Source organism: Neisseria canis, assembly GCF_900636765.1.
In the GTDB taxonomy this organism is placed as follows: domain Bacteria; phylum Pseudomonadota; class Gammaproteobacteria; order Burkholderiales; family Neisseriaceae; genus Neisseria; species Neisseria canis.
Genome location: NZ_LR134313.1, coordinates 769,187 through 792,553 on the forward strand (window position 1 = coordinate 769,187; position 23,367 = coordinate 792,553).

21 protein-coding genes are annotated in these 23,367 nt (G+C 51.2%); 10 read left to right on the forward strand and 11 right to left on the reverse strand.

The window, feature by feature from the left end; genetic code table 11:
- Positions 1-203: 203 nt before the first annotated feature.
- The 4 genes from mgtE (at position 204) to EL143_RS03700 (ending at position 5,123) form a co-directional block, all read left to right on the forward strand.
- Positions 204-1,643: a magnesium transporter gene (mgtE, locus tag EL143_RS03685; RefSeq protein WP_085417273.1), complete on the forward strand. Its 1,440-nt coding sequence runs from the start codon at positions 204-206 to the stop codon at positions 1,641-1,643.
- A gap of 215 nt (positions 1,644-1,858) precedes the next feature.
- Complete coding sequence (gene prmC / locus EL143_RS03690; protein ID WP_085417274.1) at positions 1,859-2,671, forward strand: peptide chain release factor N(5)-glutamine methyltransferase; 813 nt, start codon at positions 1,859-1,861, stop codon at positions 2,669-2,671.
- A 248-nt stretch (positions 2,672-2,919) separates the two neighbouring features.
- Entirely contained in the window at positions 2,920-4,500 is a 1,581-nt protein-coding gene (locus EL143_RS03695) for an L-lactate permease (RefSeq protein ID WP_085417275.1), read from the forward strand.
- A 233-nt stretch (positions 4,501-4,733) separates the two neighbouring features.
- Positions 4,734-5,123, forward strand: a complete 390-nt coding sequence (locus EL143_RS03700; protein WP_085417276.1) for a hypothetical protein — start codon at positions 4,734-4,736, stop codon at positions 5,121-5,123.
- 66 nt (positions 5,124-5,189) lie between these two features.
- Here EL143_RS03700 and EL143_RS03705 read toward each other — a convergent pair whose 3' ends face one another.
- A complete protein-coding gene (locus tag EL143_RS03705) occupies positions 5,190-5,552 on the reverse strand; it encodes a YMGG-like glycine zipper-containing protein (RefSeq protein WP_085417277.1) in 363 nt (120 codons plus the stop codon).
- Between the two features lie 209 nt (positions 5,553-5,761).
- Positions 5,762-6,655 (reverse strand): DMT family transporter, encoded by an 894-nt coding sequence (locus tag EL143_RS03710; protein ID WP_085417278.1) that lies wholly within the window; start codon positions 6,653-6,655, stop codon positions 5,762-5,764.
- Between the two features lie 394 nt (positions 6,656-7,049).
- Between EL143_RS03710 and EL143_RS03715 the strand changes: the two genes are divergently transcribed.
- From EL143_RS03715 to EL143_RS03725, 3 genes are all read left to right on the forward strand, one after another.
- Positions 7,050-7,367: a cupin domain-containing protein gene (locus EL143_RS03715; protein ID WP_085417279.1), complete on the forward strand. Its 318-nt coding sequence runs from the start codon at positions 7,050-7,052 to the stop codon at positions 7,365-7,367.
- A gap of 75 nt (positions 7,368-7,442) precedes the next feature.
- Entirely contained in the window at positions 7,443-8,675 is a 1,233-nt protein-coding gene (locus tag EL143_RS03720) for a DUF262 domain-containing protein (protein ID WP_126326555.1), read from the forward strand.
- Positions 8,676-8,700: 25 nt separating this feature from the next.
- On the forward strand, positions 8,701-9,330 hold the full coding sequence (locus tag EL143_RS03725) for a HEPN domain-containing protein (RefSeq protein ID WP_126326557.1): 630 nt from the start codon (positions 8,701-8,703) through the stop codon (positions 9,328-9,330).
- Between the two features lie 271 nt (positions 9,331-9,601).
- Here the strand turns inward: EL143_RS03725 and acnD are convergent, their stop codons facing one another.
- The 8 genes from acnD to EL143_RS03765 form a co-directional block, all read right to left on the reverse strand.
- Complete coding sequence (gene acnD / locus EL143_RS03730; RefSeq protein WP_085417211.1) at positions 9,602-12,208, reverse strand: Fe/S-dependent 2-methylisocitrate dehydratase AcnD; 2,607 nt, start codon at positions 12,206-12,208, stop codon at positions 9,602-9,604.
- 146 nt (positions 12,209-12,354) lie between these two features.
- Positions 12,355-13,236 carry an EamA family transporter gene (locus EL143_RS03735; RefSeq protein ID WP_085417212.1) on the reverse strand — a complete coding sequence of 294 codons (882 nt, stop codon included), beginning with the start codon at positions 13,234-13,236 and terminating at the stop codon, positions 12,355-12,357.
- Positions 13,237-13,374: 138 nt separating this feature from the next.
- On the reverse strand, positions 13,375-13,983 hold the full coding sequence (locus tag EL143_RS03740; RefSeq protein ID WP_085417213.1) for an RICIN domain-containing protein: 609 nt from the start codon (positions 13,981-13,983) through the stop codon (positions 13,375-13,377).
- Positions 13,984-14,124: 141 nt separating this feature from the next.
- Entirely contained in the window at positions 14,125-15,279 is a 1,155-nt protein-coding gene (gene prpC, locus EL143_RS03745; RefSeq protein WP_085417214.1) for a bifunctional 2-methylcitrate synthase/citrate synthase, read from the reverse strand.
- Positions 15,280-15,406: 127 nt separating this feature from the next.
- Complete coding sequence (locus EL143_RS03750; RefSeq protein WP_085417215.1) at positions 15,407-16,003, reverse strand: DJ-1/PfpI family protein; 597 nt, start codon at positions 16,001-16,003, stop codon at positions 15,407-15,409.
- Positions 16,004-16,086: 83 nt separating this feature from the next.
- Positions 16,087-16,968, reverse strand: a complete 882-nt coding sequence (gene prpB / locus EL143_RS03755) for a methylisocitrate lyase (protein WP_085417216.1) — start codon at positions 16,966-16,968, stop codon at positions 16,087-16,089.
- Between the two features lie 383 nt (positions 16,969-17,351).
- Positions 17,352-18,863: an alanine/glycine:cation symporter family protein gene (locus EL143_RS03760; protein ID WP_085417217.1), complete on the reverse strand. Its 1,512-nt coding sequence runs from the start codon at positions 18,861-18,863 to the stop codon at positions 17,352-17,354.
- 255 nt (positions 18,864-19,118) lie between these two features.
- Positions 19,119-19,502, reverse strand: a complete 384-nt coding sequence (locus tag EL143_RS03765; RefSeq protein ID WP_085417218.1) for a nuclear transport factor 2 family protein — start codon at positions 19,500-19,502, stop codon at positions 19,119-19,121.
- A gap of 203 nt (positions 19,503-19,705) precedes the next feature.
- On the opposite strand from EL143_RS03765, the gene EL143_RS03770 reads away from it, so the two are divergent.
- The 3 genes from EL143_RS03770 to pcaF are packed head-to-tail and all read left to right on the forward strand — an operon-like array spanning position 19,706 to position 22,253.
- The gene (locus EL143_RS03770) at positions 19,706-20,365 is read left to right on the forward strand and encodes a 3-oxoacid CoA-transferase subunit A (protein WP_054599750.1); all 660 of its coding nucleotides are present in this window, start codon (positions 19,706-19,708) and stop codon (positions 20,363-20,365) included.
- Between the two features lie 14 nt (positions 20,366-20,379).
- Complete coding sequence (locus EL143_RS03775; protein ID WP_085356537.1) at positions 20,380-21,042, forward strand: 3-oxoacid CoA-transferase subunit B; 663 nt, start codon at positions 20,380-20,382, stop codon at positions 21,040-21,042.
- Positions 21,039-22,253, forward strand: coding sequence for a 3-oxoadipyl-CoA thiolase (pcaF, locus tag EL143_RS03780; protein ID WP_126326558.1), 1,215 nt, complete (start codon positions 21,039-21,041; stop codon positions 22,251-22,253). The genes EL143_RS03775 and pcaF overlap by 4 nt, the downstream gene beginning before the upstream one ends.
- Here pcaF and EL143_RS03785 read toward each other — a convergent pair.
- Positions 22,173-23,183 carry a LysR family transcriptional regulator gene (locus tag EL143_RS03785; RefSeq protein ID WP_085417219.1) on the reverse strand — a complete coding sequence of 337 codons (1,011 nt, stop codon included), beginning with the start codon at positions 23,181-23,183 and terminating at the stop codon, positions 22,173-22,175. The two genes, pcaF and EL143_RS03785, sit on opposite strands and share 81 nt — an antisense overlap.
- Between the last annotated feature and the right edge of the window lie 184 nt (positions 23,184-23,367).

Here is a 23,367-nt window from a genome sequence, read left to right on the forward strand (position 1 = left end):
ATTGGTTCATCCCAAATGGTAAGGATTTTTCAATTGCCCGTCGGGATATGTTAAAATACGCTCCGTTTCCGACTCAAAGCCCTGTCTGAAACGGCAGGCAAATATCATGGACAGTCCCGGTTCATCTTATCTAAACCGCACAATCAAAAAAACATAATCATCCTGCCCGGAACGCTGCCGCGCCCCAGGCGGGCGGAGCAGTTATGAGCACAGAACCCCAAATCACAGAAACCGTTGAAGAGCGTGAGCACCAGCCGCTGAATATCGGCCGCATTCACGACCTGGCCGAGGCATTGCTGCCGGTATACAGCCAGATTGACCAGCACACCTCCATTTCCGACCCCGAATTAAACCAGAAGCTCATCGAATTGATGGGTATCCTGCGCGACCTGCACCCGGCCGACGTGGCAAACGTGCTCGAATCGCTGCCGCAAAAAGAGCGGGTGATTGTGTGGAAGCTGGCCGAGCCGGAAGACGACGGCGACGTGTTGCTCGAAGTATCCGACGCCGTGCGCGAAACCCTTATCGACGCTATGGATAAGGACGAGCTTCTGGCCGCGGTGGAAGACTTGGATGCCGACGATTTGGCCGAGCTGGCCGAAGATTTGCCGCAGCATGTGGTGGCCGAAGCGCTGCAAACCCGCGACGAAGAAGAGCGGGCGCAGGTGCAGGCGGCGTTGTCGTATGAAGACGACCAAGTCGGCGCGATCATGGATTTTGAGCTGGTGAGCGTGCGCGCCGACGTGGCTTGCGAAGTGGTGCTGCGCTATTTGCGCCGGTTTGAGAAACTGCCCGACCATACCGACAAAATATTCGTGGTGGATGAGGAAGATGTGTTAATCGGCGTGTTGCCCATCCGCAAGCTGCTGGTTTCCGACCCGGAAGAAACGGTGGAAAACGTGATGGCCAAAGATGTGGTTCGCTTCCGCCCGACCGACGACGTGGAAGAAGCCGCTCAGGCATTTGAGCGTTACGACTTGGTAACCGCGCCCGTGATTGACGAAAACAAAAAGCTGATCGGCCGTATCACCATCGACGATATGGTGGATGTGATCCGCGAAGAATCCGAAGCCGATATGTTGAACATGGCCGGTTTGCAGGAGGAAGAAGACCTGTTCGCACCGGTGTGGGATTCGGTGAAGAACCGCTGGGTTTGGCTGGCGGTCAACTTGTGTACCGCCTTTGTGGCCAGCCGCGTGATCGGCGCGTTTGAAGGTTCGATTGCGCAAATTGTGGCGCTGGCGGCGCTGATGCCGATTGTGGCCGGTATCGGCGGCAATTCGGGCAACCAAACCATCACCATGATTGTGCGCGCGATGGCGATGGGGCAGATTACCGGCCAGCAGGCGGGGCGGCTGTTAAACAAAGAAATCGGCGTGGCGCTGGTAAACGGTTTGATTTGGGGCGGCGTGATGGGCGTGGTGTCGTGGCTGCTCTACCAAAGCCCCGGTATCGGGCTGGTGATGGTGGCGGCGATGACGCTGAACCTGCTTCTGGCCGCCGCCGTGGGCGTGATGATTCCCGTGTTGCTCGACAAAGCCGGCCGCGATCCCGCGCTGGGCAGCTCGGTGCTGATTACCGCGGTAACCGATTCAGGCGGTTTCCTTATTTTTTTGGGGTTGGCCACGATTTTCCTGTTGTAGCCTGACCATATGCTTTCGGAATGCCCGGGTGCGCACCGGGCATCTTTTCATTTTAATACAGCAAGTAAACTTAAAAATCAGCCTATCCGTCATGCTCGGGCTTGCCCCGGGTATCTTGGGTTTCGGTAACTTTAAGAGATGCCCGGGGCAAGCCCGAGCATGATGAACCATGACAAAAATCAAGTTTATTTGCAATATGCCTGTCTGAAAACGCCATGAACATCAAAACATTTCTCGAAAACACCGCATTGCCTAAACTAGAAGCGCGTATGCTGGTGCAGGAAATTACCGGCTATACCCGCGCCCAGTTGATTACCCGCGACGAAGCATGCCTGTCTGAAAGCCAAAGCAGCCGGCTGCGCGGGCTTGAGGCGCGGCGTTTGGCGGGCGAGCCGATGGCCTACATTCTGGGCTGGCGCGAGTTTTACGGCCGCCGCTTCAAAGTTACCCCGGCCACCCTGATTCCGCGGCCGGAAACCGAACATCTGGTTGAAGCCGCGTCGGCCAAATTGCCGCAGGGCGGGGCGGTTTGGGATTTGGGCACGGGCAGCGGCGCGATTGCGGTAACGGTTGCGTTGGAGCGCCCCGACGCACAGGTATGCGCCAGCGACATCAGCCGCGAAGCCCTTGCCGTGGCTCAGGAAAACGCCCGATTGTTGGGCGCTCAAGTGGCTTTTGGCTGCGGCTCGTGGTTTGAAGCGCAATGCCTGTCTGAAAAGATAGGGTTTGACCTTATTGTGTCCAATCCGCCTTATATCGAAGCGGGCGATGCGCATCTGGGCGAAGGCGATTTGCGTTTCGAGCCTCAAACCGCGCTCACCGATTTTTCTGACGGGTTGTCCTGCATCCGCATTTTGGCCGAAGGCGCCGGCGCCCGTTTGAAGCCGCAAGGCTGGCTGATGGTGGAACACGGCTATGACCAGGGCGCTGCCGCCCGCCGCATTTTTGAGCAAAACGGTCTTGCCCAAGTACACACTTTGCAGGATTTGGCCGGGCTCGACCGCATCACGTTAGGGAGAAAAGCATAAGGAATGTGCGGATATTGCACGTTCACCCGAAATGCCTGTCTGAAAGCTTTCAGACAGGCATTTGTATTCTGTATCGGATTCCCATCAATACAATATTGTTTTCCCATTTTGAGAAAAGATATTGTTTAAATTTGTCAACACTAAACAAATTGGCATGTTATACTCGCGCGTTGTAATTATGTGTAGTTTATAAGCACCGCAAAAATAAAGATTTCCCACCTCAAAATCTTAGAATAAGGACTCTTCATATGGCTCTGTTTCTTAGCATTTTCCCCATCGTGCTCTTGATTTGGCTGATGGTGAAGAAAAACGGCATGGCCTCATACATTGCCCTGCCGCTCACGGCTGCGCTGATTTATATTTTGCAGCTCACCTATTTCGGTAACCCGTTTATGCTGCTTAATGCCAACATCGTATCGGGCTTGGTTTCCACGCTCACTCCGATTACGGTGATTTTCGGCGCGATTCTGTTTAACCGCATGATGGAAACCACCGGCTGCATCGACGTTATCCGCAAATGGCTCGGCAACATCAACCCCAATCCTGTGGCGCAGCTGATGATTATCGGCTGGGCCTTCGCCTTTATGATTGAGGGCGCCAGCGGCTTCGGCACGCCGGCGGCCATTGCCGCGCCGATTTTGGTCGGCCTCGGCTTCAACCCTTTGCGCGTGGCCATTTTCACGCTGGTAATGAACTCCGTACCGGTGTCGTTCGGTGCGGTGGGTACGCCCACTTGGTTCGGCTTCGGCTCTTTGAATTTGAGCGATGCCGATATTTTGTCTATCGGCAAGCAAACCGGCCTGATCCACTTTTTCGCCAGCCTGGTTATCCCGCTCATGGCCTTGAGCTTCATTACCAGCTGGCAGGAAATCCGCAAAAACATTGTGTTCATTTACCTGAGTGTGATGGTCTGCACCATTCCTTATGTTTTGCTGGCCACGGTCAACTATGAATTCCCGGCTTTGGTGGGCGGCGCAATCGGCCTGCTGCTGTCTGTGGGCTTGGCGAACAAAGGCGTGGGCTTGAGCAAAGAATACGAAAAAGAAACCGGCGGCGAGAAGCTGGGCGCTGCCGTGGTAATGAAAGCGCTGGCTCCTTTAGGCATGCTGATTGCTATTTTGGTGGTTACCCGCATCCAGCAGCTGGGCTTGAAAGGCTTGCTCAACGATGCCACCACGCTGTTTGCCGTACCGTTGGGCATCTTTGATTTCGAAGTGAGCCGCGCGCTGATTCTGAGCTTTAAAAACATCTTCGGCCAAGGCGTGAACGATGCTTATAAAACCCTGTATGTGCCTGCGCTGATTCCGTTTGTGGTAACCGTGTTGGCTTCCGCAATGATGTTCAAAACCAGCGGCAGCGACACCAAAGCCATGTTCGGCACGGCTATCCAGCAAGTGAAAAAACCGTTTTTGGCTTTGTTGGGCGCATTGATTATGGTGAAATTGATGTTGGTTGGCGGCGATGCTTCCATGGTAAAAACCATCGGTAGAGAATTTGCGGCCTTGGCCGGCCAAAACTGGATGTATTTCGCATCTTATTTGGGCGCAATCGGTGCGTTTTTCTCCGGTTCCAACACCGTATCCAACCTGACTTTCGGCGGCATCCAGCAGCAAATCGCTTTGGATACCGGCCTGTCGGTAACCCTGATTTTGGCTTTGCAGTCGGTGGGCGGAGCAATGGGCAATATGGTGTGCATCAACAATATCATTGCGGTGTGTACCGTAACCAATGTGCAAAACCAAGAAGGCGCAATTTTGAAGAAAACCGTGGTGCCGATGGCTGTTTACGGCGTGATTGCCGCAGTGGTGGCATTGTTGTTCCTGGTTTAAACTTCAGAGCATAAACCCGATGCCTGTCTGAACATTTCAGACAGGCATCGTCTTAATTAAAGCATTTGCCGCTTTTATATAGCTAATCCACTTGCATAATAACGATGCTGTCATACTCGGGCTTGACCCGAGTATCTTGAGTTTCAATAAGTTTAGGAGATACTCGGGTCAAGCCCGAGCATGACGAGAGTAGATTTGCCTTATCAGCCCGTTTGATGAAAGAAAGAATCTAGATGAAGCCTTTTTTAGTTTTCCCTCTACTGGCACTCGGCCTGCTTACCGCCTGCGACAAAGGCACGAAACCGGCCGACCCCGCAAATCCTGCCAAGCAGGAGCAGGGCAGCAGCTTTCGCGAAGAGCTGGTCGGCCGTTTCAGCGAACAATGCATGGCTTATGTGCCGCACGATTCCGCTGTGTTGCAGGCCAAAGCCAAGCAGCTTTGCGATTGTGCCGCCAAGCGGGTGGCCGATAATGTCAGCCTCACTGATTTAGGCGGCTTTTTTCAGGGCAATACGCAGGAGCTGCACGCGAAGTTTGCCGATACCGTTAGACATTGCGCGCAAGAACAGCTGCTGCCGGCGCAGGCCTCGGCAGCTTCCGCATCTCAAAGCCAAGCCAAATAATCAAAGCCTGTCTGAAATTTTCAGACAGGCTTTCTTCTGCGGTGCAACCTTCAGGAAACTTAAATATTAATCGTCATCGTCATCATCGTCGTCATCATCCCAATCGCGGTGTTTCTTGCGTTTGTGATATTTTTTCTTGTATTTCTTATGCTTGTAGCGGTGTTCCTCATAATAGTGGCGGTCACGTTCGCTCGCTTCCATTTTTTTATTATGGTAAGCATAAGCATTGCCCGCCAATCCGCCGATCGTTGCGCCGATTACCGCGCTGCGGGTATCTTTACCCATCGCTGCGCCTACCGCGGCACCTGCCGCCGCACCGGCAATCGTGGCCTTGGTTTGGTTGGTTGTGCCGCGAGCCTGCACCGTGCCCGCCGGCAATACCAGCGCAGCCGAAACCAATGCGGCCAATAAAGCTTTTTTGCCTATCATTGTTATTTTCCTTTCCGTTTACACAGAATCAAAACATAGCAGCATGCCCGAATCATCAGGCAACCGCTGTAAAACAATCATGACTGTATGTTTGAGCAATTAGAGCGGCGTGCTTGAAACAAGTTCCCGCAATGCCTGTCTGAAAAAGCTTTTCAGACAGGCATATCCGCCATTCCGGTTGCCGGCTCACTATATACCAAAACCCCGCCCTAAACACCTTTTTTATTGCTCAGCAAAATCCCGCCGAAAATCGCCAGAATCCCGATGAAATGATACAGATGAAACGCCTCGCCCAAGAGCGTTACCGCCAGCAGCGTGCCGAACACCGGCATCAAATGGATACTCAAGCCCGCGCGCACCGCACCCACACGCGCAATCGCCGCCGTGTAACACAAATAAGCCACCACCGAAGGAAACACGCCCACATAAGCAAAGCCCAGCAGCGCATCAGAGCTCCAGTTTACCTGCGCCCCGCCTGCTCGCTCCCAGAGCCACAAAGGCAACAGCACCAGCAAGCCCAGCATAATCTGCACCGCCGTCAAGCCAGTCCGGTTGATTTTCGCCGGCATATAGCGCATCCACAAAGTATAAAACGCCCAGCATACCACCGCCGCAAACACCCACAAATCGCCCGAATTAAACCGCAAAGCCCAAAGGTTTTCCAAACTGCCGCGCAGAATAATCGCCAGCACGCCGCATAATGACAGCAGCAAACCCGACACCTGAAACCGGTTCAACACCTGCCCGTAAAACACCGCCCCAATCAGCATAATCAGCACCGGAATACACGAATTGAGCAAAAGCGCGTTGGTGCTGGTGGTGTGGTGCAGCCCCGTATAAACCAAAGTATTAAACGCCGCCACACCGGTCAGCGCCGTACCGATAACCAGCTTGGCATGTTTGCAGTACAAACCCTTGTCCCGCCTCACCGCCGCCCAAGCAAACGGCAGCAGAATCAGCAGCGAAATCACCCAGCGCCCAAACGAAAGCGTAAACGGCGGAATATCATTGCGCACCACCCGCGCAACAATCACATTCCCCGCCCACAACAGCGGCGGCGTAATCAAAAAAGGCAGATTTTTAAACAAAGCAGGAGCAGCCATAGCAGCGGATAATCAAAAAAGATAAACAACCGCATGATAGCAAGGGCGGAACGGGCATACCATCGATTTATTATGCCCAAGGCTGCCTGACATAGTTTGCCTCCGCATTCCAGCCACCCATGCAAAGGATGCCTGTCTGAAAACCTTTTCAGACAGGCATCACTCTACCCCGGCTTGACCCGGCCGCCCCTTTTATAGTTAATCAACTTAACTTTTATTACGGCGTTGCTACGCCTTAGCTCAAAGAGAACGATTTTGTAAGCTGCTGAAGCAGCAACAAAATCAGTCCCGTACTATCTGTACTGTCTGCGGCTTGCTGCCTTGTATTAAAATTAATTTGATTAACTATATTTCATAGTCGCATAAAACAAGCCCAAGCCACAGGAGCCTCATAATGGAAAAACACAATATCTTCCACCCTCTGCCCGAACGCACCGACGCAGAAACCTTTGAAGACATCCTGTGCACACCGAATATCCGCATCGAGCGCATCGTTTCGCACGGGCAATCCTCGCCCGAATCAGGTTGGTACGACCAAGACGAAACCGAATGGGTGATTTTATTGCAAGGCGGAGCGGTGTTGGGTTTTGAAAACGGCAAAGAAATCAGCCTGCAAGCCGGGGATTATGTGCATATTCCTGCGCATTGCAGACATAGGGTGGTGATGACAGATAAGGAGGAGGTTACGGTTTGGTTGGCGGTGTTTTATTAATCTTGAATCTTTTAATAACTTTATTATATAGTATTGGCGTTGGAATATTTACTTGTGAAAGAATGGAGCTTTAAAATGGATCAAACCAACTTGAATGATTGCTTTGAGTTAGAAAATGACGAACAAGATAATTCAGAGAATCTCTATCCAGTTGAAAACTTCAAGTTAACTACAACCCCTAATGATTTTAATATATCAACAATTATTTCTTTTTTAGATGCGGGTATTTTTAAAATACCTGATTTTCAGAGAAATTATGTTTGGGATATAAATAAAGCATCACGTCTAATCGAGTCTTTATTGATAGGACTTCCTATTCCGCAAATGTTTTTATATGAAAAAGCAAGAAATGAGTTTTATGTAATTGATGGTCAACAGAGACTTATGTCAATTTATTTTTTTGTAAAAGGCAGATTTCCCAAACCTCAAGCTAGAATTCTCCTTAAATCGAATCACGATGAAAAGAAATTTATTAAAGAGTCATTTATTAATGAAGATGACTATTTCACTAATTTTTCACTAAAATTAGACTCTAAAAACAATCCAAATCAAAATAAATTTCACAATAAAAACTATCAAACTCTAGATAATGAAGATAAAATTACTTTAGATCTTGCAACTATCCGAAATATGGTTATAAAACCTGCTCAAGAAAGTGATGAAAATGTTCAAGCTATGTTTGAAATCTTTAATAGATTAAATAGTGGAGGCATGAATTTAAATAATCAAGAAATTAGAATGTCATTATACAACTCTATTTTCATGAGAGAACTTATAGAGTTAAATAAAAATTCAATTTGGAAGAAATTGATCAAGAAAACAGAAGCAGACCTACGATTAAAGGATGTGGAAACTATTTTACGTCTCTTTGGAATGTTATTAACCGGGTATAATAGCCTAATAGATAAAATTGAATATCAGAACTCTATTATTGGTTTTTTGAATAATTTTGCTAATGCTAGCAAAAAATTTAAACAAGATGAGATTCAACTTTTATCTAAAATTTGGTCTAAATTTATGGAGGAGTGTAAAAGTTTAGATTCAGTAGACTTTAGTTTTTCAAATGACCTAAACTCCAAGTTAAGCATCACAATTTTCGAGTCAGTTTTTTATGGATGTTGTAGAGACGCATACGAACAAAAAAACTTAGCTCTTATTAAGGTAACAAAACAATATGTAGAAGAGTTAAAAAACGATCATGAATTCAAGCTGGCTGCAACAGGAAAAACTACTTCAAAATCGAACGTTACTGATAGACTTAAACGTGCTTATGAAAAATTTCAGGTAGTCTCCCCTAATCGAAATTAAAGATTTTATAAAGAGGGAAAAGCTTATGAATATTAAAGAAGAGGATGAATTTCGCACTATTAACCTGTTGTATGATAATTATCAAAAAGATATAGAAGCCTTGGATGAATTACTAATTTCATCCCCTCATTTGGCTTCATTCAAATCATCATACATTGATTTATTTAGAAAAACATTTTTATTAGCTTGTGCTAATGCTTTTGAAAGACACTTATGTAAACAGTTGATTAAAGTATTCTGTCCCGAACAAGAACTACTATCCTGTTTTTTGAAAAAGCAAGCATTAAATCGAAAATACCATACATTATTTCAATGGGAATCTAGTAATGCCAATGCTTTTTTTGCATTGTTTGGTGATAACTTTAAAAATAATTTTTCTGCTAAATTAAGGGATAATTCACAATATAAAGAAGGAGAAGGACATTTTTTATTTTTAGGTAATAAACGAAATGAAATTGTTCATCAAGGGTTTGATTTTGTACCATTTACAGAAGATGTAAGTGATATATGGGAGAAATATAAAAAAGCTCTTGATTTTTATGTTTATTTATGGAAAGAATTAGAAGAGTTAGTAACAAGAGATAACTCTAATATTCAGACTGAAAATCATCAAACCGAATTAGCAGAATTTCATAACATTCAGAGTGAAATCTGATTCAAAAAATAATAGGGCATTTCTGTATTTGAAGTAACTTGGTTCTCTATAGTGGATCAACTTAAAAATAGTACGTTCGTCATACTCGGGCTTGACCCGAGTATCTCCTAAAGTTAGCAGAACTCAAGATACTCGGGTCAAGCCCGAGTATGACGGAAATGCTACTAAAATTAACTGTTTTAACTATATATTCAGAAAAATTCAGACGGCCTCGAATCCTTTCGAGGCCGTCTGAATTTTTCTAGCTTAAACGTTCAAACTACCTAAACACTCAAGCCGCGTTACCTTCTAAGAAGTCCTGTGCGAAGCGTTGCAGCACGCCGCCGGCTTCGTAGATCAGCACTTCTTCGGCGGTGTCCAAACGGCAGGTAACGGGCACTTCAACCGTTTCGCCGTTTTTGCGGTGGATAACCAGCGTTAAGTCGCAGCGCGGTTCGCGTTTACCGATCACATCGTAGGTTTCGGTGCCGTCGAGTTCTAAGGTGTGGCGGTTAACGCCTTCTTTGAATTGCAACGGCAGTACGCCCATGCCGATGAGGTTGGTGCGGTGGATGCGCTCGAAACCTTCGGCCACAATGGCTTCCACGCCGGCGAGGCGCACGCCTTTGGCGGCCCAGTCGCGGCTGGAACCTTGGCCGTAGTCGGCACCGGCCACGATAATCAGCGGCTGTTTGCGGTTCATATAGGTTTCAATCGCTTCCCACATACGCATCACTTGGCCTTCGGGTTCGACGCGGGCGAGTGAGCCTTGCTTGGTGGTGCCGTCTTCGTTTTTCACCATCTCGTTGAAGAGTTTGGGGTTGGCGAAGGTGGCGCGTTGGGCGGTCAGGTGGTCGCCGCGGTGGGTGGCGTAAGAGTTGAAGTCCTCTTCGGGCAGGCCCATTTTGGCGAGGTATTCGCCTGCCGCGCTGGTCGGCAGAATGGCGTTGGAAGGCGACAAGTGGTCGGTGGTAATATTGTCTGGCAGAATCGCCAGCGGGCGCATGCCTTTTAAGGTGCGCTCGCCTGCCAACGCGCCTTCCCAGTATGGCGGCCGGCGGATATAGGTGGACATAGGACGCCAGTCGTACAGCGGGCTGGGCGCTTTTTCGGCGGTGCCGGTGTCGAACATGGGGATGTACACGTCGCGGAATTGCTGCGGTTTCACATGTTTGGCAACGATTTCGTCGATTTCTTCGTCGGTCGGCCAAATGTCTTTCAGGCGGATTTCGCGGCCGTCTGAAACGCCCAATACGTCGTTTTCAATGTCGAAACGGATGCTGCCTGCAATGGCGTAGGCTACGACCAGCGGCGGCGAAGCGAGGAAGGCTTGTTTGGCGTAGGGGTGGATGCGGCCGTCGAAGTTGCGGTTGCCCGACAATACGGCGGTGGCGTACAAATCGCGGTCGATGATTTCCTGCTGGATGTTCGGATCGAGCGCGCCGGACATGCCGTTACAGGTGGTGCAGGCAAAGGCTACGATGCCGAAGCCGAGCTTTTCCAGCTCGGGCAGCAAACCGGCTTCTTTCAGATAGATTTCCGCTACTTTGGAGCCCGGTGCGAACGAAGATTTAACCCACGGTTTGCGGGTTAAACCCAATTCGTTGGCTTTGCGTGCCAGCAGGGCGGCGGCCACGACGTTGCGCGGGTTGGAGGTGTTGGTACACGATGTAATCGCCGCGATAATCACGGCACCGTCGGGCATCAGGCCGTCTGAAGGCTCTTCGTAGGGTGCGGCAATGCCTTTTTTGGCCAAATCGGCGGTGGCTACGCGGGCGTGCGGGTTGGACGGGCCGGCCATGTTGCGGGTAACGGTAGAGAGATCGAAGGTTAATACGCGCGGATATTCGGCTGTTTTGAGCGCATCCGCCCACAAGCCGGCGGTTTTGGCATAGTTTTCTACCAGTTTGACCTGTTCGTCGTCGCGGCCGGTCAGTTTCAAATAATCAATGGTTTGTTGGTCGATGGCGAACATGGCGGCGGTTGCGCCGTACTCGGGCGTCATGTTGGAAATGGTGGCGCGGTCGCCGATGGAAAGGCTTTCCGCCCCTTCGCCGAAAAATTCGACAAATGCACCGACCACGCGCTCTTTACGCAAAAATTCGGTTAAGGCCAACACGATATCGGTGGCGGTAATGCCGGACTGGCGTTTGCCGGTGAGTTTAACGCCTACAATATCGGGCAGACGCATCATCGAAGCGCGGCCGAGCATCACGGTTTCGGCCTCCAATCCGCCCACGCCTACGGAAATCACGCCCAGTGCGTCCACATGCGGCGTGTGGCTGTCGGTGCCGACGCAGGTGTCGGGGAAGGCCACGCCGTCTTTTACCTGAATCACGGGCGACATTTTTTCCAAGTTGATTTGGTGCATGATGCCGTTGCCCGCGGGGATAACGTCCACATTTTCAAAGGCGGTTTTCGTCCAGTTGATGAAGTGGAAGCGGTCTTCGTTGCGGCGGTCTTCGATGGCACGGTTTTTGGCAAACGCATCGGGATCATAGCCGCCGCATTCCACCGCAAGCGAGTGGTCGACAATCAGCTGGGTTTGCACTACGGGGTTGACTTTGGAAGGATCGCCGCCTTTTTCGGCAATCGCATCACGCAAACCGGCCAAATCTACCAGCGCGGTCTGCCCCAAAATATCGTGGCACACCACGCGCGCGGGGAACCACGGAAAGTCGATTTCCTGCTTGCGCTCAATCAGTTGGCACAACCAGCTTTGCAGCGTGGGCAAGTCCACCTTGTCGGCACGGTTAACCAGGTTTTCGGCCAAAATGCGCGAAGTGTAGGGCAGCGTGTCGTAAGAGCCGGGTTGGATATCTTCACACGCCGTGCGGGCATCGTAGTATTCCAAATCGGAATCGGGTAGGGGTTTGCGGTAGATTTGGTTGGTTTTCATGGTTAAGTCCTTTTTCAATGTTTTTCTTTTAGTGTGTTTTTTCAGACGGCATCAGGCCGTCTGAAAGCCGATAATCATAATTGATAACCGATTGATTCGATATTGGTATGCCTGCCTGAAAGCTTTTTCAGACGGCCATATATCATTTAAATATCAGGCACTGCCCTGCGCCATTTGCTGCCGAAAATATGCAGCGTCAGGCCGCCCATTACCACGACAATGCCCAGCCAATGCCATGCTGCCAAGCGTTCGTTTAAAACGAGATAGCCTGCCAACAAAGCAATCACCGGCACCAATAAAGCAAACGGCGTTACCCTGCCGGCCGGATGCTTGGCCAGCAACGCGCCCCAGCCGGTATAGCCGACCAAGCTCGCCACATAAGCCAAAAACAGAATGCCGACAATGCCTTTCCAAGTCAGGTTGGACACATGTTGTGCCAAACCGTCGGTGCCGTACAGCAGCAGCGAAGCCAGCGTAAATGCGCAAAATGCTGGAATACCGCCCCACACAACCAGCGACAAAGCGTTCACAGAGCCGATACGTTTCACAATAATATTGCCGCATGCCCAAGAAGCTGCCGCACCGAACACCGGTAGCATGGCCGTAATCGGCAGCTGGCCTTGATAATGGCCGATACCGATAAAAACCAGCCCGACAGCGGCGGTAAACATGCCCAGCAAATGATGCGCCAGCACCGGCTCGCGCAGCACGATTCCGGCAATCAACACGGTAAAAAACACCTGCACTTGCAGCATTAACGCCGCCAAGCCGGTAGGCAGCCCCCAATCCAAAGCGGTAAACATCAGGCCGAATTGACCGAAGCTGATGGTTAAACCGTAGGCCGCCAACAAATGCCACGGCACGGGCGGGCGTTTGAGTAAAAATACTGCGGGAAACACCACGCAGAAAAAACGCAGCATACCCAATACCATCGGCGGTATTTCGTTGAGGGCAAACTTCATAAACAGGAAATTCACGCCCCATATACCAATCACCAGCAATATCAGCAGATAATCTTTCAGGTTCATGAACAACCTTTCTTAAGGCGTGTTATCAGCCGGCATTGCGGCGGCACGTTGAGGGGCACAAACCACATCTGCTGCGACAACAATGCCCGCTTATTGTGCCGACGGTTCGGTTTGCCGTGCGGCGATACCGGCATGCGGCTAATGCGTTTTCGGCACGCTGAAACGCCATTTCGACAACGGCAGCGGTGCTTTTTCACACTTCTGCATAAACAAAGCGCGCCAACGGTGGGTGGCATCAAAGGTAGAGGCCGATTCCGCGCCCACGGTCAGGCACAAACCCGATCCGGCCAGCTCGATGCGGCCGTCTGAACGGTGTACGAAATGCTGCAAATGCTGCGATTCGAGAAACGGGCTGCGTTCGCCGCATAATCTCGGCATCACCGCCGCACCTGCCAGCACGGTATTGTTGATGCCGGCCACGGTTGCACATACGCCGTAAGCGGGAAAATGTATCTTGCCGTCTTTTTCCATTACCACGGCTTCGTCTTGATATAAGCCGGGTTTGCAGTTGTGTGCGGTCATCGGCATATCGAAGCGGATATGCTGCCCCGAACCCAAAATGTCCAAACAATAGCCGTCTTGCGGGCGGTCGAGATTGTCGGCCAGCCGTAAATGCCCGATTTGTCCGGGTGCGGCGGCAGGCTGGCCGGGCGCGGCATTTCCGGTTTCGGAGCAGGCGGCTAGGGCAATACAGGCCGTCACGCCGGCTAAAGTGTTCAAACAGTTGTTGGATTTAATCGTTTTCATGCGGTGTCGTACTCTTTCGTTTGTCAAGCAGTACCGGCATTATATTGGGTTTTTAGGGAAAAGTTTTTCAGACGGCCTTATGCCTGTCTGAACCATCAAAAAAGGTACGGTAGGCTTGCGCCGGCCGTACCTTGATTCGGTTTAGCGTTCTTCCATCGGCACGAAAGCCAAATCATCGGGGCCGGTGTAGTTGGCGCTCGGGCGGATGATTTTGCCGTCTTGGCGTTGCTCGAGCACATGGGCAGACCAGCCGGTGGTGCGCGAAATCACAAACAGAGGCGTGAACATGGCGGTGGGCACGCCCAGTTTTTGATAGGAAACGGCAGAGAACCAGTCTAAGTTCGGGAACATTTTTTTCTCGTTCCACATCAGGGTTTCCAAACGCTCGGCAACGTCGAACAAACGCATATCGCCCGCTTCTTCGCTCAATTCGCGCGCCACTTCTTTAATCACGACGTTGCGCGGGTCGGACACGGTATAAACGGGGTGGCCGAAACCGATAACGATTTCTTTGCGGCCGATGCGCTCGCGGATGTCGGCTTCGGCTTCATTGGCATTGCGGTAGCGTTTTTGAATGTCGTAAGCTACTTCGTTGGCACCGCCGTGTTTCGGGCCTTTCAATGCGCCGATGGCACCGGTGATGCAGGAATAAATGTCGGAGCCTGTGCCGGCAATCACGCGCGAAGTGAAGGTGGAAGCGTTGAATTCATGCTCCGCATACAGAATCAGCGAAATGTGCATGGCTTTGATTTGCGACTTGGTGGGACGCTTGCCGTGCAGCATGTGCAGGAAATGGCCGCCGATGCTGTCTTCTTTGCTTTCAACCTTAATGCGCTTGCCGTTGTGCGAATATTGATACCAGTAAAGCAGCATGCTGCCGAGGCTGGCGATCAATTTGTCGGCAATATCGCGTGCTTCGCTGGCCGGTTGGCTTTCGCGTTCGGGATGTACGCAGCCGAGCATAGAAACGCCGGTGCGCAAGACATCCATCGGGTGGGTGTGCGCGGGCAGGCTTTCCAACACTTGAATCACGCGGATGGGCAAACCGCGCAGGGACTTGAGTTTTTTCTTATAGGCAGACAGCTCGAATTTGTTGGGCAGGTGGCCGTGAATCAGCAGGTGTGCCACTTCTTCAAATTCGCAGTGTTTGGCCAAATCGAGAATGTCGTAGCCGCGGTAGCTCAAATCGTTGCCGCTGCGGCCTACGGTACATAAAGCGGTGTTGCCTGCGGGTACGCCTGAAAGGGCAACGGATTTTTTGGGTTTCGGGGCTGCCGGTGTTTTTTCGGTAGTCATTAGGGGTTCTCCTGTGTAGATTAAATGTTGTTTTCAGACGGCCTGTATGCACGCTCAAGCCTGCTGCCGTCTGAAAACAGGGCTTGCGTTTTTAAATAAATACTTGTTGCAAATGCTTGCTGCACAATCAGTAACCGTAGTGTGCCGCAAACAGGTCTACCTCCGGATTGCGCTGCCACACATATTCGGTATGCAGGGCGGTTTCTTCGGCAAGCGCGGTGCCGTAAGCATCGGCAATAAAGCCCAAAGCCATGTCCATGCCGGCCGACACGCCCGAAGAAGTATAAAACTTGCCGTCTTTCACCCAGCGAGCAACAGGCTGCCAATCCACTTCGGGCGATACGCTTTTCACCCACTCAAACGCCTTTTTATTGGAAGTGGCGCGAAGAGCATTTAAACACCCGGCAGCCGCCAGCAGCGCAGAGCCGGTACACACCGCCAAACAGGTTTGCGCCTGCGCCGCCCATGCTGCTAAAGCGGTTAGAAACGCTTTGTTTCCAACCAACTGCCGCGTTCCCTGCCCGCCCGGCACCAGTAGAAGGCTGCAAGGCTCAAGCTCAGAAAGCGGGCGGGTTTCAAGCCGAAAGCCCTGCCTGCTCTTTACCATACCGCCGCTAAAAGAAACATAATGCAGCCGCGCTTCGGGAATACGGTATAAAAACTCAACCGGCCCCATCAAATCGAGCGTTTCGTAATCTTCAAACAACAGGCAGTAAATATCCACGGCGAACCTTTCTGCCGGCAGTTGGTTTGGCTGCGGCGTTTTCAGACGAGCATTTTCAGACGGCCTGTTACCGCATTCAGGCTTTAACTGTTCGAGCTGAACAGCTTATCCAGCTTCTGCTCGAAATCGTGATAGTTGAGATATTCATAAAGCTCGGCGCGGGTCTGCATGGTATCGACCACATTGGCCTGTGTGCCGTCGCGCATAATCGCTTCGTACACATTCAGCGCGGCTTTGCTGGCGGCACGGAAGGTGGAAAGCGGATACAGCACCAGCTTCACGCCGTTTTCTGCCAGCTCTTTTTGTGTATAAAGCGGCGTGGCACCGAATTCGGTAATGTTGGCCAACACCGGCACTTTTACGGCTTCGGCAAACTTTTTATACATACCCAGTTCGGTCATCGCTTCGGGGAAAATCATATCGGCGCCGGCCTCTACGCACGCTTGGGCACGCTCAATCGCCGCATCCAAGCCTTCAACGGCCAAAGCATCGGTGCGTGCCATGATGACGAAGTTTTCGTCTACGCGGGCATCTACCGCCGCTTTGATGCGGTCTACCATTTCGCTTTGCGGCACAATGGCTTTGTTCGGGCGGTGTCCGCAGCGTTTTTGTGCCACTTGGTCTTCGATATGCACGGCGGCCACGCCTGCACGCTCGAAATTGCGGATGGTACGGGCGATATTGAATGCGCCGCCCCAGCCCACATCGATATCGACCAGCAACGGGGTATCGACATTATCGGTAATGCGCCGTGCATCAATCAGCACGTCTTCCATGGTGGTAATGCCCAAGTCGGGGATGCCGCAAGAGCAGGCCGCCACACCGCCGCCGGAAAGGTAAATGGCTTTAAAGCCGCTTTGGGTGGCAAGACGGGCAAAATAGGCGTTGATACAGCCGACAACGGCCAAAGGATTGGATTCTTGAACAGCCTCGCGGAACCGCAGGCCGGCAGAGTGGATACTCATTTTTAGATGCTCCTTTTGTATGTTTTTTTCTTGTGTAGGCAAATGTAGTTTCACTGGCAGCATTAGTAAAATTATTTATTCTGATGCCGTCCATCATTAATTTTGATGGGCTGTGCGCAAAGTCTGATTCTGGGCGGGATTAGATTGATAATGTATTAAATATTTTTGTGGAAGATGTGGTTTTTCTTTTGCGAATGTCTGTTTTACCTTCCAATTGATACCTGAAAATAATGCAAACTTTGTGTTAAAGCTAGTCGGACGGTTTGGAAAGCAGGTTTGTTATGATATGAAATAAACAATCATGGCGGGTTGTTTGAAAACAAACAATGCCTGTCTGAAAGTTTCAGACAGGCATTGTTTACTGCATGGTTTGCAATGCAGAGTTACCAAACATCCGATTTGATTTTACGCTTCAGGGTAGGATGCTCGGAAAGCTTGAACACCGGCTCTTTACCCATGCGCAATTTGCGCTGGTAGTCGCGCAGCAGCATAAACACCAGCGGGGAAAGTATCATGATGGCAACCAGGTTGATGAAAGCCATGATGCCCATGGATAAGTCGCCCATATCCCATACCAACCCCACTTTTACCACCGAGCCGAAGTAAACAAACGCCAACACGGCCATGCGGAACAATGCAAGGGTAAGGCGGTCGTTTTTAATAAACTGCATGTTGGATTCCGCATAGGCGTAGTTGCCGATAATCGAAGAATAGCAGAACATAAACAGCACCACCGCCAGGAAATACTGGCCGAACACGCCGATCTGGCTTTCCAGCGCGGCTTGTGTGAGCTGGCTGCCGGTAAGGTTTGCCGCATTAGGCACATCGGAGAGCAAAATCACAAATGCGGTGCACGAACACACGATAATCGTGTCTACGAACACACCCAACATCTGAATCATGCCTTGCGAAACGGGATGTTTCACATCGGCGGCAGCGGCGGCGTTCGGTGCGGAACCCATCCCGGCCTCATTGGAAAACAGGCCGCGTTTGATGCCTTGCTGCATGGCGGCGGCAACCGCGCTGCCGGCAAAGCCGCCTGCGGCAGATTGGAAGTTAAACGCGCTGTCGATAATCATGCTGAACATGGCGGGCACTTCCGAGATATTGGTTACCACGACAAACAGCGCCATCAAAAGATAGGCGGAAGCCATTAACGGCACCAATGCTTCGGCAATGCGCGAAACGCGGCGGATGCCGCCGAAAATAATCGGCGCGGTCAGAATCACCAAGCCCACGCCCAAAATATGCTTGTAGGAATGCCAAGCGCTTTCGCAATCGGCATTGCCGGCAGCGCAGCCGGAAGCGGATTTAACGGATTCGATAATCGTGTTGGCCTGAATGGCGTTAAACACGAAGCCGAAGCAGAGAATCAGGCTGAGGGCAAACAGAATGCCCAGCCATTTTTGACCCATGCCGCGCGTAATGTAATAAGCAGGGCCGCCGCGGAACTGGTTGTTGCCGTGGTCGCGGATTTTAAACAGCTGCGCCAGCGAAGATTCGGCAAAGGCGGAACTCATGCCCAAAAGCGCAGTCAGCCACATCCACAGCACGGCACCCGGCCCGCCCAGTGAAATTGCAATGGCCACACCGGCGATATTGCCTGTGCCCACGCGGCTGGCAAGGCCGGTGGCAAAGGCTTGGAACGGCGTGATGCCGTGGCCGTGGGAATCGTCGCCTTCGCTGCGGCTGCCCAGCATTTCCTTGATGCTGCGCGCCAGCAGGCGCACCTGCACGAAGCCTGTGGCAAGCGTGAAAAACAAACCGACGGCAACCAAAATAAACACCAGCCATGTCCACACATAATCGTTGCCTATGTTTACACTGCATTGAATCAGATCAAGTGCATATACATTGTGCTGGCCTTGATTAATGCATTCCGAAAAATTATCCATGTTGAAAATTCTCTCTTAAATAACCATGAGCTAAAGCTAATTCACTATATTTGAGTGTGCATTTTAATATAGGTTGTAAATTTGTGTGAGGCATTTTATGCCGCATTTGGCTTGTATGTCGCAATATGTCCGGCAACGGGCGGGATTGCAGGCTTGGGGATTAATGTGAAATACGGGTGGTAATGAAGCCGAATGCCTGTCTGAAAGGAGGATTTTCAGACAGGCATTATTGTGCCGTTATCATTTTGAAATAGCTTATTTGGCTATGGGCGTGGCTTGATAGAAAGCCAGTTTCAGCTCGCCGTTTTCGATTTCCCAAACCGATACGGCGCGGTTGTTGAGCTTTCTGGGCTGCCCGTCCACCAATATATCGGCTTGGAAATCGGCGCGCACCAAAATGGCCGTGCCCAGATGCCGGATTTCGTGAATGGGGTAATGAATGGTTTGGTAAACGTAAAAGCCGGAATGCAGCTTGTCCATTAAAGCATCCAAATCGTCTACGGTGCCGCTGGTATGCACATAACAGAGGTTAGGCCTGCACATGGCGGCAAATTCTTCGTAACGTTGGTTGATCAGGCAATCGGCTCTTTGTTGTTCGGCGGCGCGGACGGCTTCCTGCCAATTTTGTTCTGTGTTCATCAATCTTTCTCCTGTTCGGTTTGCGTTGTTGATTATTTTGCTGCCGTTGCATCTTAATTCTAATTTGTGCGTTTTATTGTTCTAAATTCCAAAACATTGTATTTGCCCGCAGCATGACTACAGTTGGGTTCAAACAGAATAGAATAATGACGGACTCTACCTTACGGTAAGGATTAGATTTATTTTCAACAAGGCAAACCACCATGATAGACAAAACAACCCGTTCTCTGGAGGATGTGCTGGCTCAAATTTCAGACGGCGCCCGTATTATGATCGGCGGTTTCGGTACGGCAGGGCAGCCTGCCGGATTGATCGACGGCCTGATTGAAACGGGAGCGAAAGATTTGGTCATCATCAACAACAATGCAGGCAATGGCGATTACGGTTTGGCCAAACTGCTGAAAACCGGTGCGGTGCGCAAAATCATCTGCTCTTTTCCGCGACAATCCGATTCGTGGGTTTTCGACGAACTTTACCGCGCCGGAAAAATCGAGCTGGAACTGGTGCCGCAAGGCAACCTTGCCTGCCGCATTCAGGCGGCGGGCATGGGGTTGGGCGCGGTGTTTACGCCTACCGGCTACGGTACGCTGTTGGCGGAAGGCAAAGAAACCCGCCATATCGACGGCAAAGATTATGTGCTCGAGTATCCCATCAAAGCGGATTTTGCGTTGATTAAAGCCTTCAAAGGCGACCGCTGGGGCAATTTGGTTTACCGTAAATCGGCGCGTAATTTCGGCCCGATTATGGCGGCGGCGGCCGATGTAACCATTGCCGAAGTGTCGGAAATCGTTGAATTGGGCGCTTTGGATCCCGAACACATCATCACACCGGGAATTTTTGTCCGGCACGTCGTTAAAATTTGATAAGGAGAGCAGCGGTGAACTACCAAAAACTCAACCGTGAACAAATCGCCATGCGCGTTGCCGCCGATATTCCCGACGGTGCTTATGTTAATCTCGGCATCGGGTTGCCGACCAAAATTGCGGCTTATCTGCCCGAAGACAAAGAAATCTTTCTGCATTCCGAAAACGGCCTGCTGGCATTCGGCCCGCCGCCCGCTCCCGGCGAAGAAGACCCCGATTTGATTAATGCCGGTAAAGAATACGTTACGCTGCAAACCGGCGGATGCTACTTCCACCACGGCGACTCTTTCGCCATGATGCGCGGCGGCCATCTCGATATTTGCGTATTGGGTGCGTTTCAAGTTTCGGCCAATGGAGATTTGGCCAACTGGCACACCGGTGCGCCCGATGCCATTCCGGCGGTAGGCGGTGCAATGGACTTGGCCGTCGGTGCCAAAAAAGTGTGGGTAACGATGGAGCATACAAGCAAGCAGGGCGAGCCGAAAATTGTGCAAAACCTCACTTATCCGGCAACCGGCCTGCATTGCGTTAACCGCATCTACACCGATTTATGCGTTATCGATTTAGACGGAGAGGGCTTGCGCGTGATTGAAAAAGTTGACGGCCTAGACTTTGAAGAACTGCAAAAACTGACCGATGCCCCCTTAATCGACGCCACAGCAGGAGCAAAGAAATGAAACTGAACGACGTTTATATTATTGATGCCGTGCGCACGCCTTTCGGACGCTACGGCGGCGGCCTTGCTGCGGTGCGCACCGATGATTTGGGCGCCGTGCCGATTAAAGCGTTGATGCAGCGCCATCCTCAAGTAGATTGGGCAAAAGCCGACGACTTGATTTACGGCTGTGCCAATCAGGCGGGAGAAGACAACCGCAACGTGGCCAGAATGTCTGCTTTGCTGGCAGGCATGCCGCCTTCCGTGCCGGCAACCACCATCAACCGTTTGTGCGGTTCGTCTTTGGATGCGGTGCTTACGGCAGGCCGTGCGATTCAAACCGGCGATGCCGATTTATTGATTGCGGGCGGCGTGGAAAATATGTCGCGCTCGCCTTATGTGATGGGCAAATCGGAGCAGGCTTTCGGCAGAAATCAAAAAATCGAAGATACCACGATGGGTTGGCGTTTTGTCAATCCGGCTATGAAGGCGCAATACGGCGTGGATACCATGCCGCAAACCGCTGAGAATGTGGCGGAGCAATTCGGTATCAACAGGGAAGATCAAGACCGTTTTGCCCTTGCCAGCCAGCACAAGGCGGCGGCGGCGCAGCAGCGCGGTTTTTTCGAGCGCGAAATCGTGCCGGTGGAAATCCCGCAACGTAAAGGCGGCAGCATTGTGGTGAATCAAGACGAGCATCCGCGCCCGGATACCAATGCGGAAGGCTTGGCAAAACTCAAGCCGGTGGTGTTTGAGGGCGGCACGGTAACGGCAGGCAATGCTTCGGGCATTAACGACGGCTCGTCTGCCGTTTTGCTGGCTTCTGCCAAAGCGGTGGAAGCCTACGGGCTGAAGCCGCGCGGCCGTTTGATTGCCGGTGTAACGGTGGGCATCGAGCCGAGGATTATGGGTTTCGCCCCCGCACCGGCAATTAAAAAACTGCTGGCCAAAACAGGCGTGGATTTGGCCGATATTGATGTGATCGAGCTGAACGAAGCGTTTGCCGCCCAAGCTTTGGCGTGTACCCGCGATTTGGGTTTGGCCGACGATGACCCGCGCGTCAACCCTAACGGCGGTGCCATAGCCATCGGCCATCCTTTGGGTGCTTCGGGCACGCGCTTGTTGGCAACTGCACTTAACCAGCTGGAAGTTTCAGGCGGGCGTTATGCGGTGTGCTCGATGTGTATCGGTGTCGGGCAAGGCATTGCGGTGCTCATTGAGCGATGCGACTAGGGGCGACAAGCAGCCTTTGGCAATCAGTTGTTCGTCCCATTGGGGCTGCTTGCGGATGTGTTCCGATAAAAAATCAATCATATGTCTGACTTTTTTGATGTTTTTGGAATTGGGCGGAAACACGGCCCGCAAGCTGTAAGCCGGAACGGGATAATCGGTCAGCACCGATACCAGCCTGCCTTCGAGCAGGCTTTCTTTCGCCACGATGGTCGGCAGGCAGACAATGCCGCCGCCGGTTAAAGCGAAGTCGTGCAGCAGGTGGATGGAAGAAGAATTGATGCGTGCAGAAACCGACACTTCCTGTAGTGAATCTCCGTTAAAAAATTTGATGCGGTTGCGTTCGGGATAGCCCGAGTAATAGCCCAGTTCGAAACGTGCAAGATCGTCGGGCGTTTTCGGCTCTCCATTACGGGCGATGAAATCGGGGGAAGCACAAAATACGCGGTTGACATAGAAAATTTTGCGATCAATCAGGCTTTCGCCTTTGGGCGGAAAAATCTGAAAGGCCACATCAAAGCCGCACGATACCGGATCGACCACTTTATCGCTCATCACCAAATCCAGTTCGATATCGGTATAGGTTTGAGTAAACAGAAACAGCTTTTTGCTGAAATAACCCAAACCGAAACCGGGGACTAAATGGATACGCAGTTTGCCTTTCAAATCGTTTTTGGCCATTGCCATGGCATCAACCAAAGTATCGAAGCGGTTTAACAGATCAACGCATTCGTCGTAATACTTTTCGCCGATGTCAGACAGGCGCACGGAGCGGGTGTTGCGGTGGAATAGCGGCGCGTCGACAAATTTTTCCAGCTGCTGGATGCGCGTGCTGATGACCGAACGCGCTACGCCCAGCTGTTCGGCCGCCTGAATGAAACTCCCGCTTTGTGCTACGCGCACAAAGGCCTCCATACATTGCAGTTTGTCCATGTGTTCCTCCTCTTAAAACCGGTGCGTTGAAATGATTTATAGACCCGCATCGATAAATTAACGGTTTGGCAGGTTTTTGCCAAACCGTTTCTTCAAACGGCGGATTCAAATTTGAAGTGCAACTTTCCATAACAGAAAAAGGCCGGTATGCGGTAGCATACGGCCTTTCCTGCAAGAAAGATTG

What these genes read in the sequence shown, in the direction of transcription:
- EL143_RS03760 (WP_085417217.1), bottom strand. Translation starts at nt 18,863, where the DNA reads ATGGATAATTTTTCGGAATGCATTAATCAAGGCCAGCACAATGTATAT.
- acnD (WP_085417211.1), bottom strand. Translation starts at nt 12,208, where the DNA reads ATGAAAACCAACCAAATCTACCGCAAACCCCTACCCGATTCCGATTTG.
- EL143_RS03740 (WP_085417213.1), bottom strand. Translation starts at nt 13,983, where the DNA reads ATGAAAACGATTAAATCCAACAACTGTTTGAACACTTTAGCCGGCGTG.
- EL143_RS03785 (WP_085417219.1), bottom strand. Translation starts at nt 23,183, where the DNA reads ATGGACAAACTGCAATGTATGGAGGCCTTTGTGCGCGTAGCACAAAGC.
- EL143_RS03720 (WP_126326555.1), top strand. Translation starts at nt 7,443, where the DNA reads ATGGATCAAACCAACTTGAATGATTGCTTTGAGTTAGAAAATGACGAA.
- prmC (WP_085417274.1), top strand. Translation starts at nt 1,859, where the DNA reads ATGAACATCAAAACATTTCTCGAAAACACCGCATTGCCTAAACTAGAA.
- EL143_RS03770 (WP_054599750.1), top strand. Translation starts at nt 19,706, where the DNA reads ATGATAGACAAAACAACCCGTTCTCTGGAGGATGTGCTGGCTCAAATT.
- EL143_RS03765 (WP_085417218.1), bottom strand. Translation starts at nt 19,502, where the DNA reads ATGAACACAGAACAAAATTGGCAGGAAGCCGTCCGCGCCGCCGAACAA.
- EL143_RS03735 (WP_085417212.1), bottom strand. Translation starts at nt 13,236, where the DNA reads ATGAACCTGAAAGATTATCTGCTGATATTGCTGGTGATTGGTATATGG.
- mgtE (WP_085417273.1), top strand. Translation starts at nt 204, where the DNA reads ATGAGCACAGAACCCCAAATCACAGAAACCGTTGAAGAGCGTGAGCAC.
- pcaF (WP_126326558.1), top strand. Translation starts at nt 21,039, where the DNA reads ATGAAACTGAACGACGTTTATATTATTGATGCCGTGCGCACGCCTTTC.
- EL143_RS03695 (WP_085417275.1), top strand. Translation starts at nt 2,920, where the DNA reads ATGGCTCTGTTTCTTAGCATTTTCCCCATCGTGCTCTTGATTTGGCTG.
- EL143_RS03725 (WP_126326557.1), top strand. Translation starts at nt 8,701, where the DNA reads ATGAATATTAAAGAAGAGGATGAATTTCGCACTATTAACCTGTTGTAT.
- EL143_RS03715 (WP_085417279.1), top strand. Translation starts at nt 7,050, where the DNA reads ATGGAAAAACACAATATCTTCCACCCTCTGCCCGAACGCACCGACGCA.
- EL143_RS03705 (WP_085417277.1), bottom strand. Translation starts at nt 5,552, where the DNA reads ATGATAGGCAAAAAAGCTTTATTGGCCGCATTGGTTTCGGCTGCGCTG.
- EL143_RS03700 (WP_085417276.1), top strand. Translation starts at nt 4,734, where the DNA reads ATGAAGCCTTTTTTAGTTTTCCCTCTACTGGCACTCGGCCTGCTTACC.
- prpC (WP_085417214.1), bottom strand. Translation starts at nt 15,279, where the DNA reads ATGACTACCGAAAAAACACCGGCAGCCCCGAAACCCAAAAAATCCGTT.
- EL143_RS03710 (WP_085417278.1), bottom strand. Translation starts at nt 6,655, where the DNA reads ATGGCTGCTCCTGCTTTGTTTAAAAATCTGCCTTTTTTGATTACGCCG.
- prpB (WP_085417216.1), bottom strand. Translation starts at nt 16,968, where the DNA reads ATGAGTATCCACTCTGCCGGCCTGCGGTTCCGCGAGGCTGTTCAAGAA.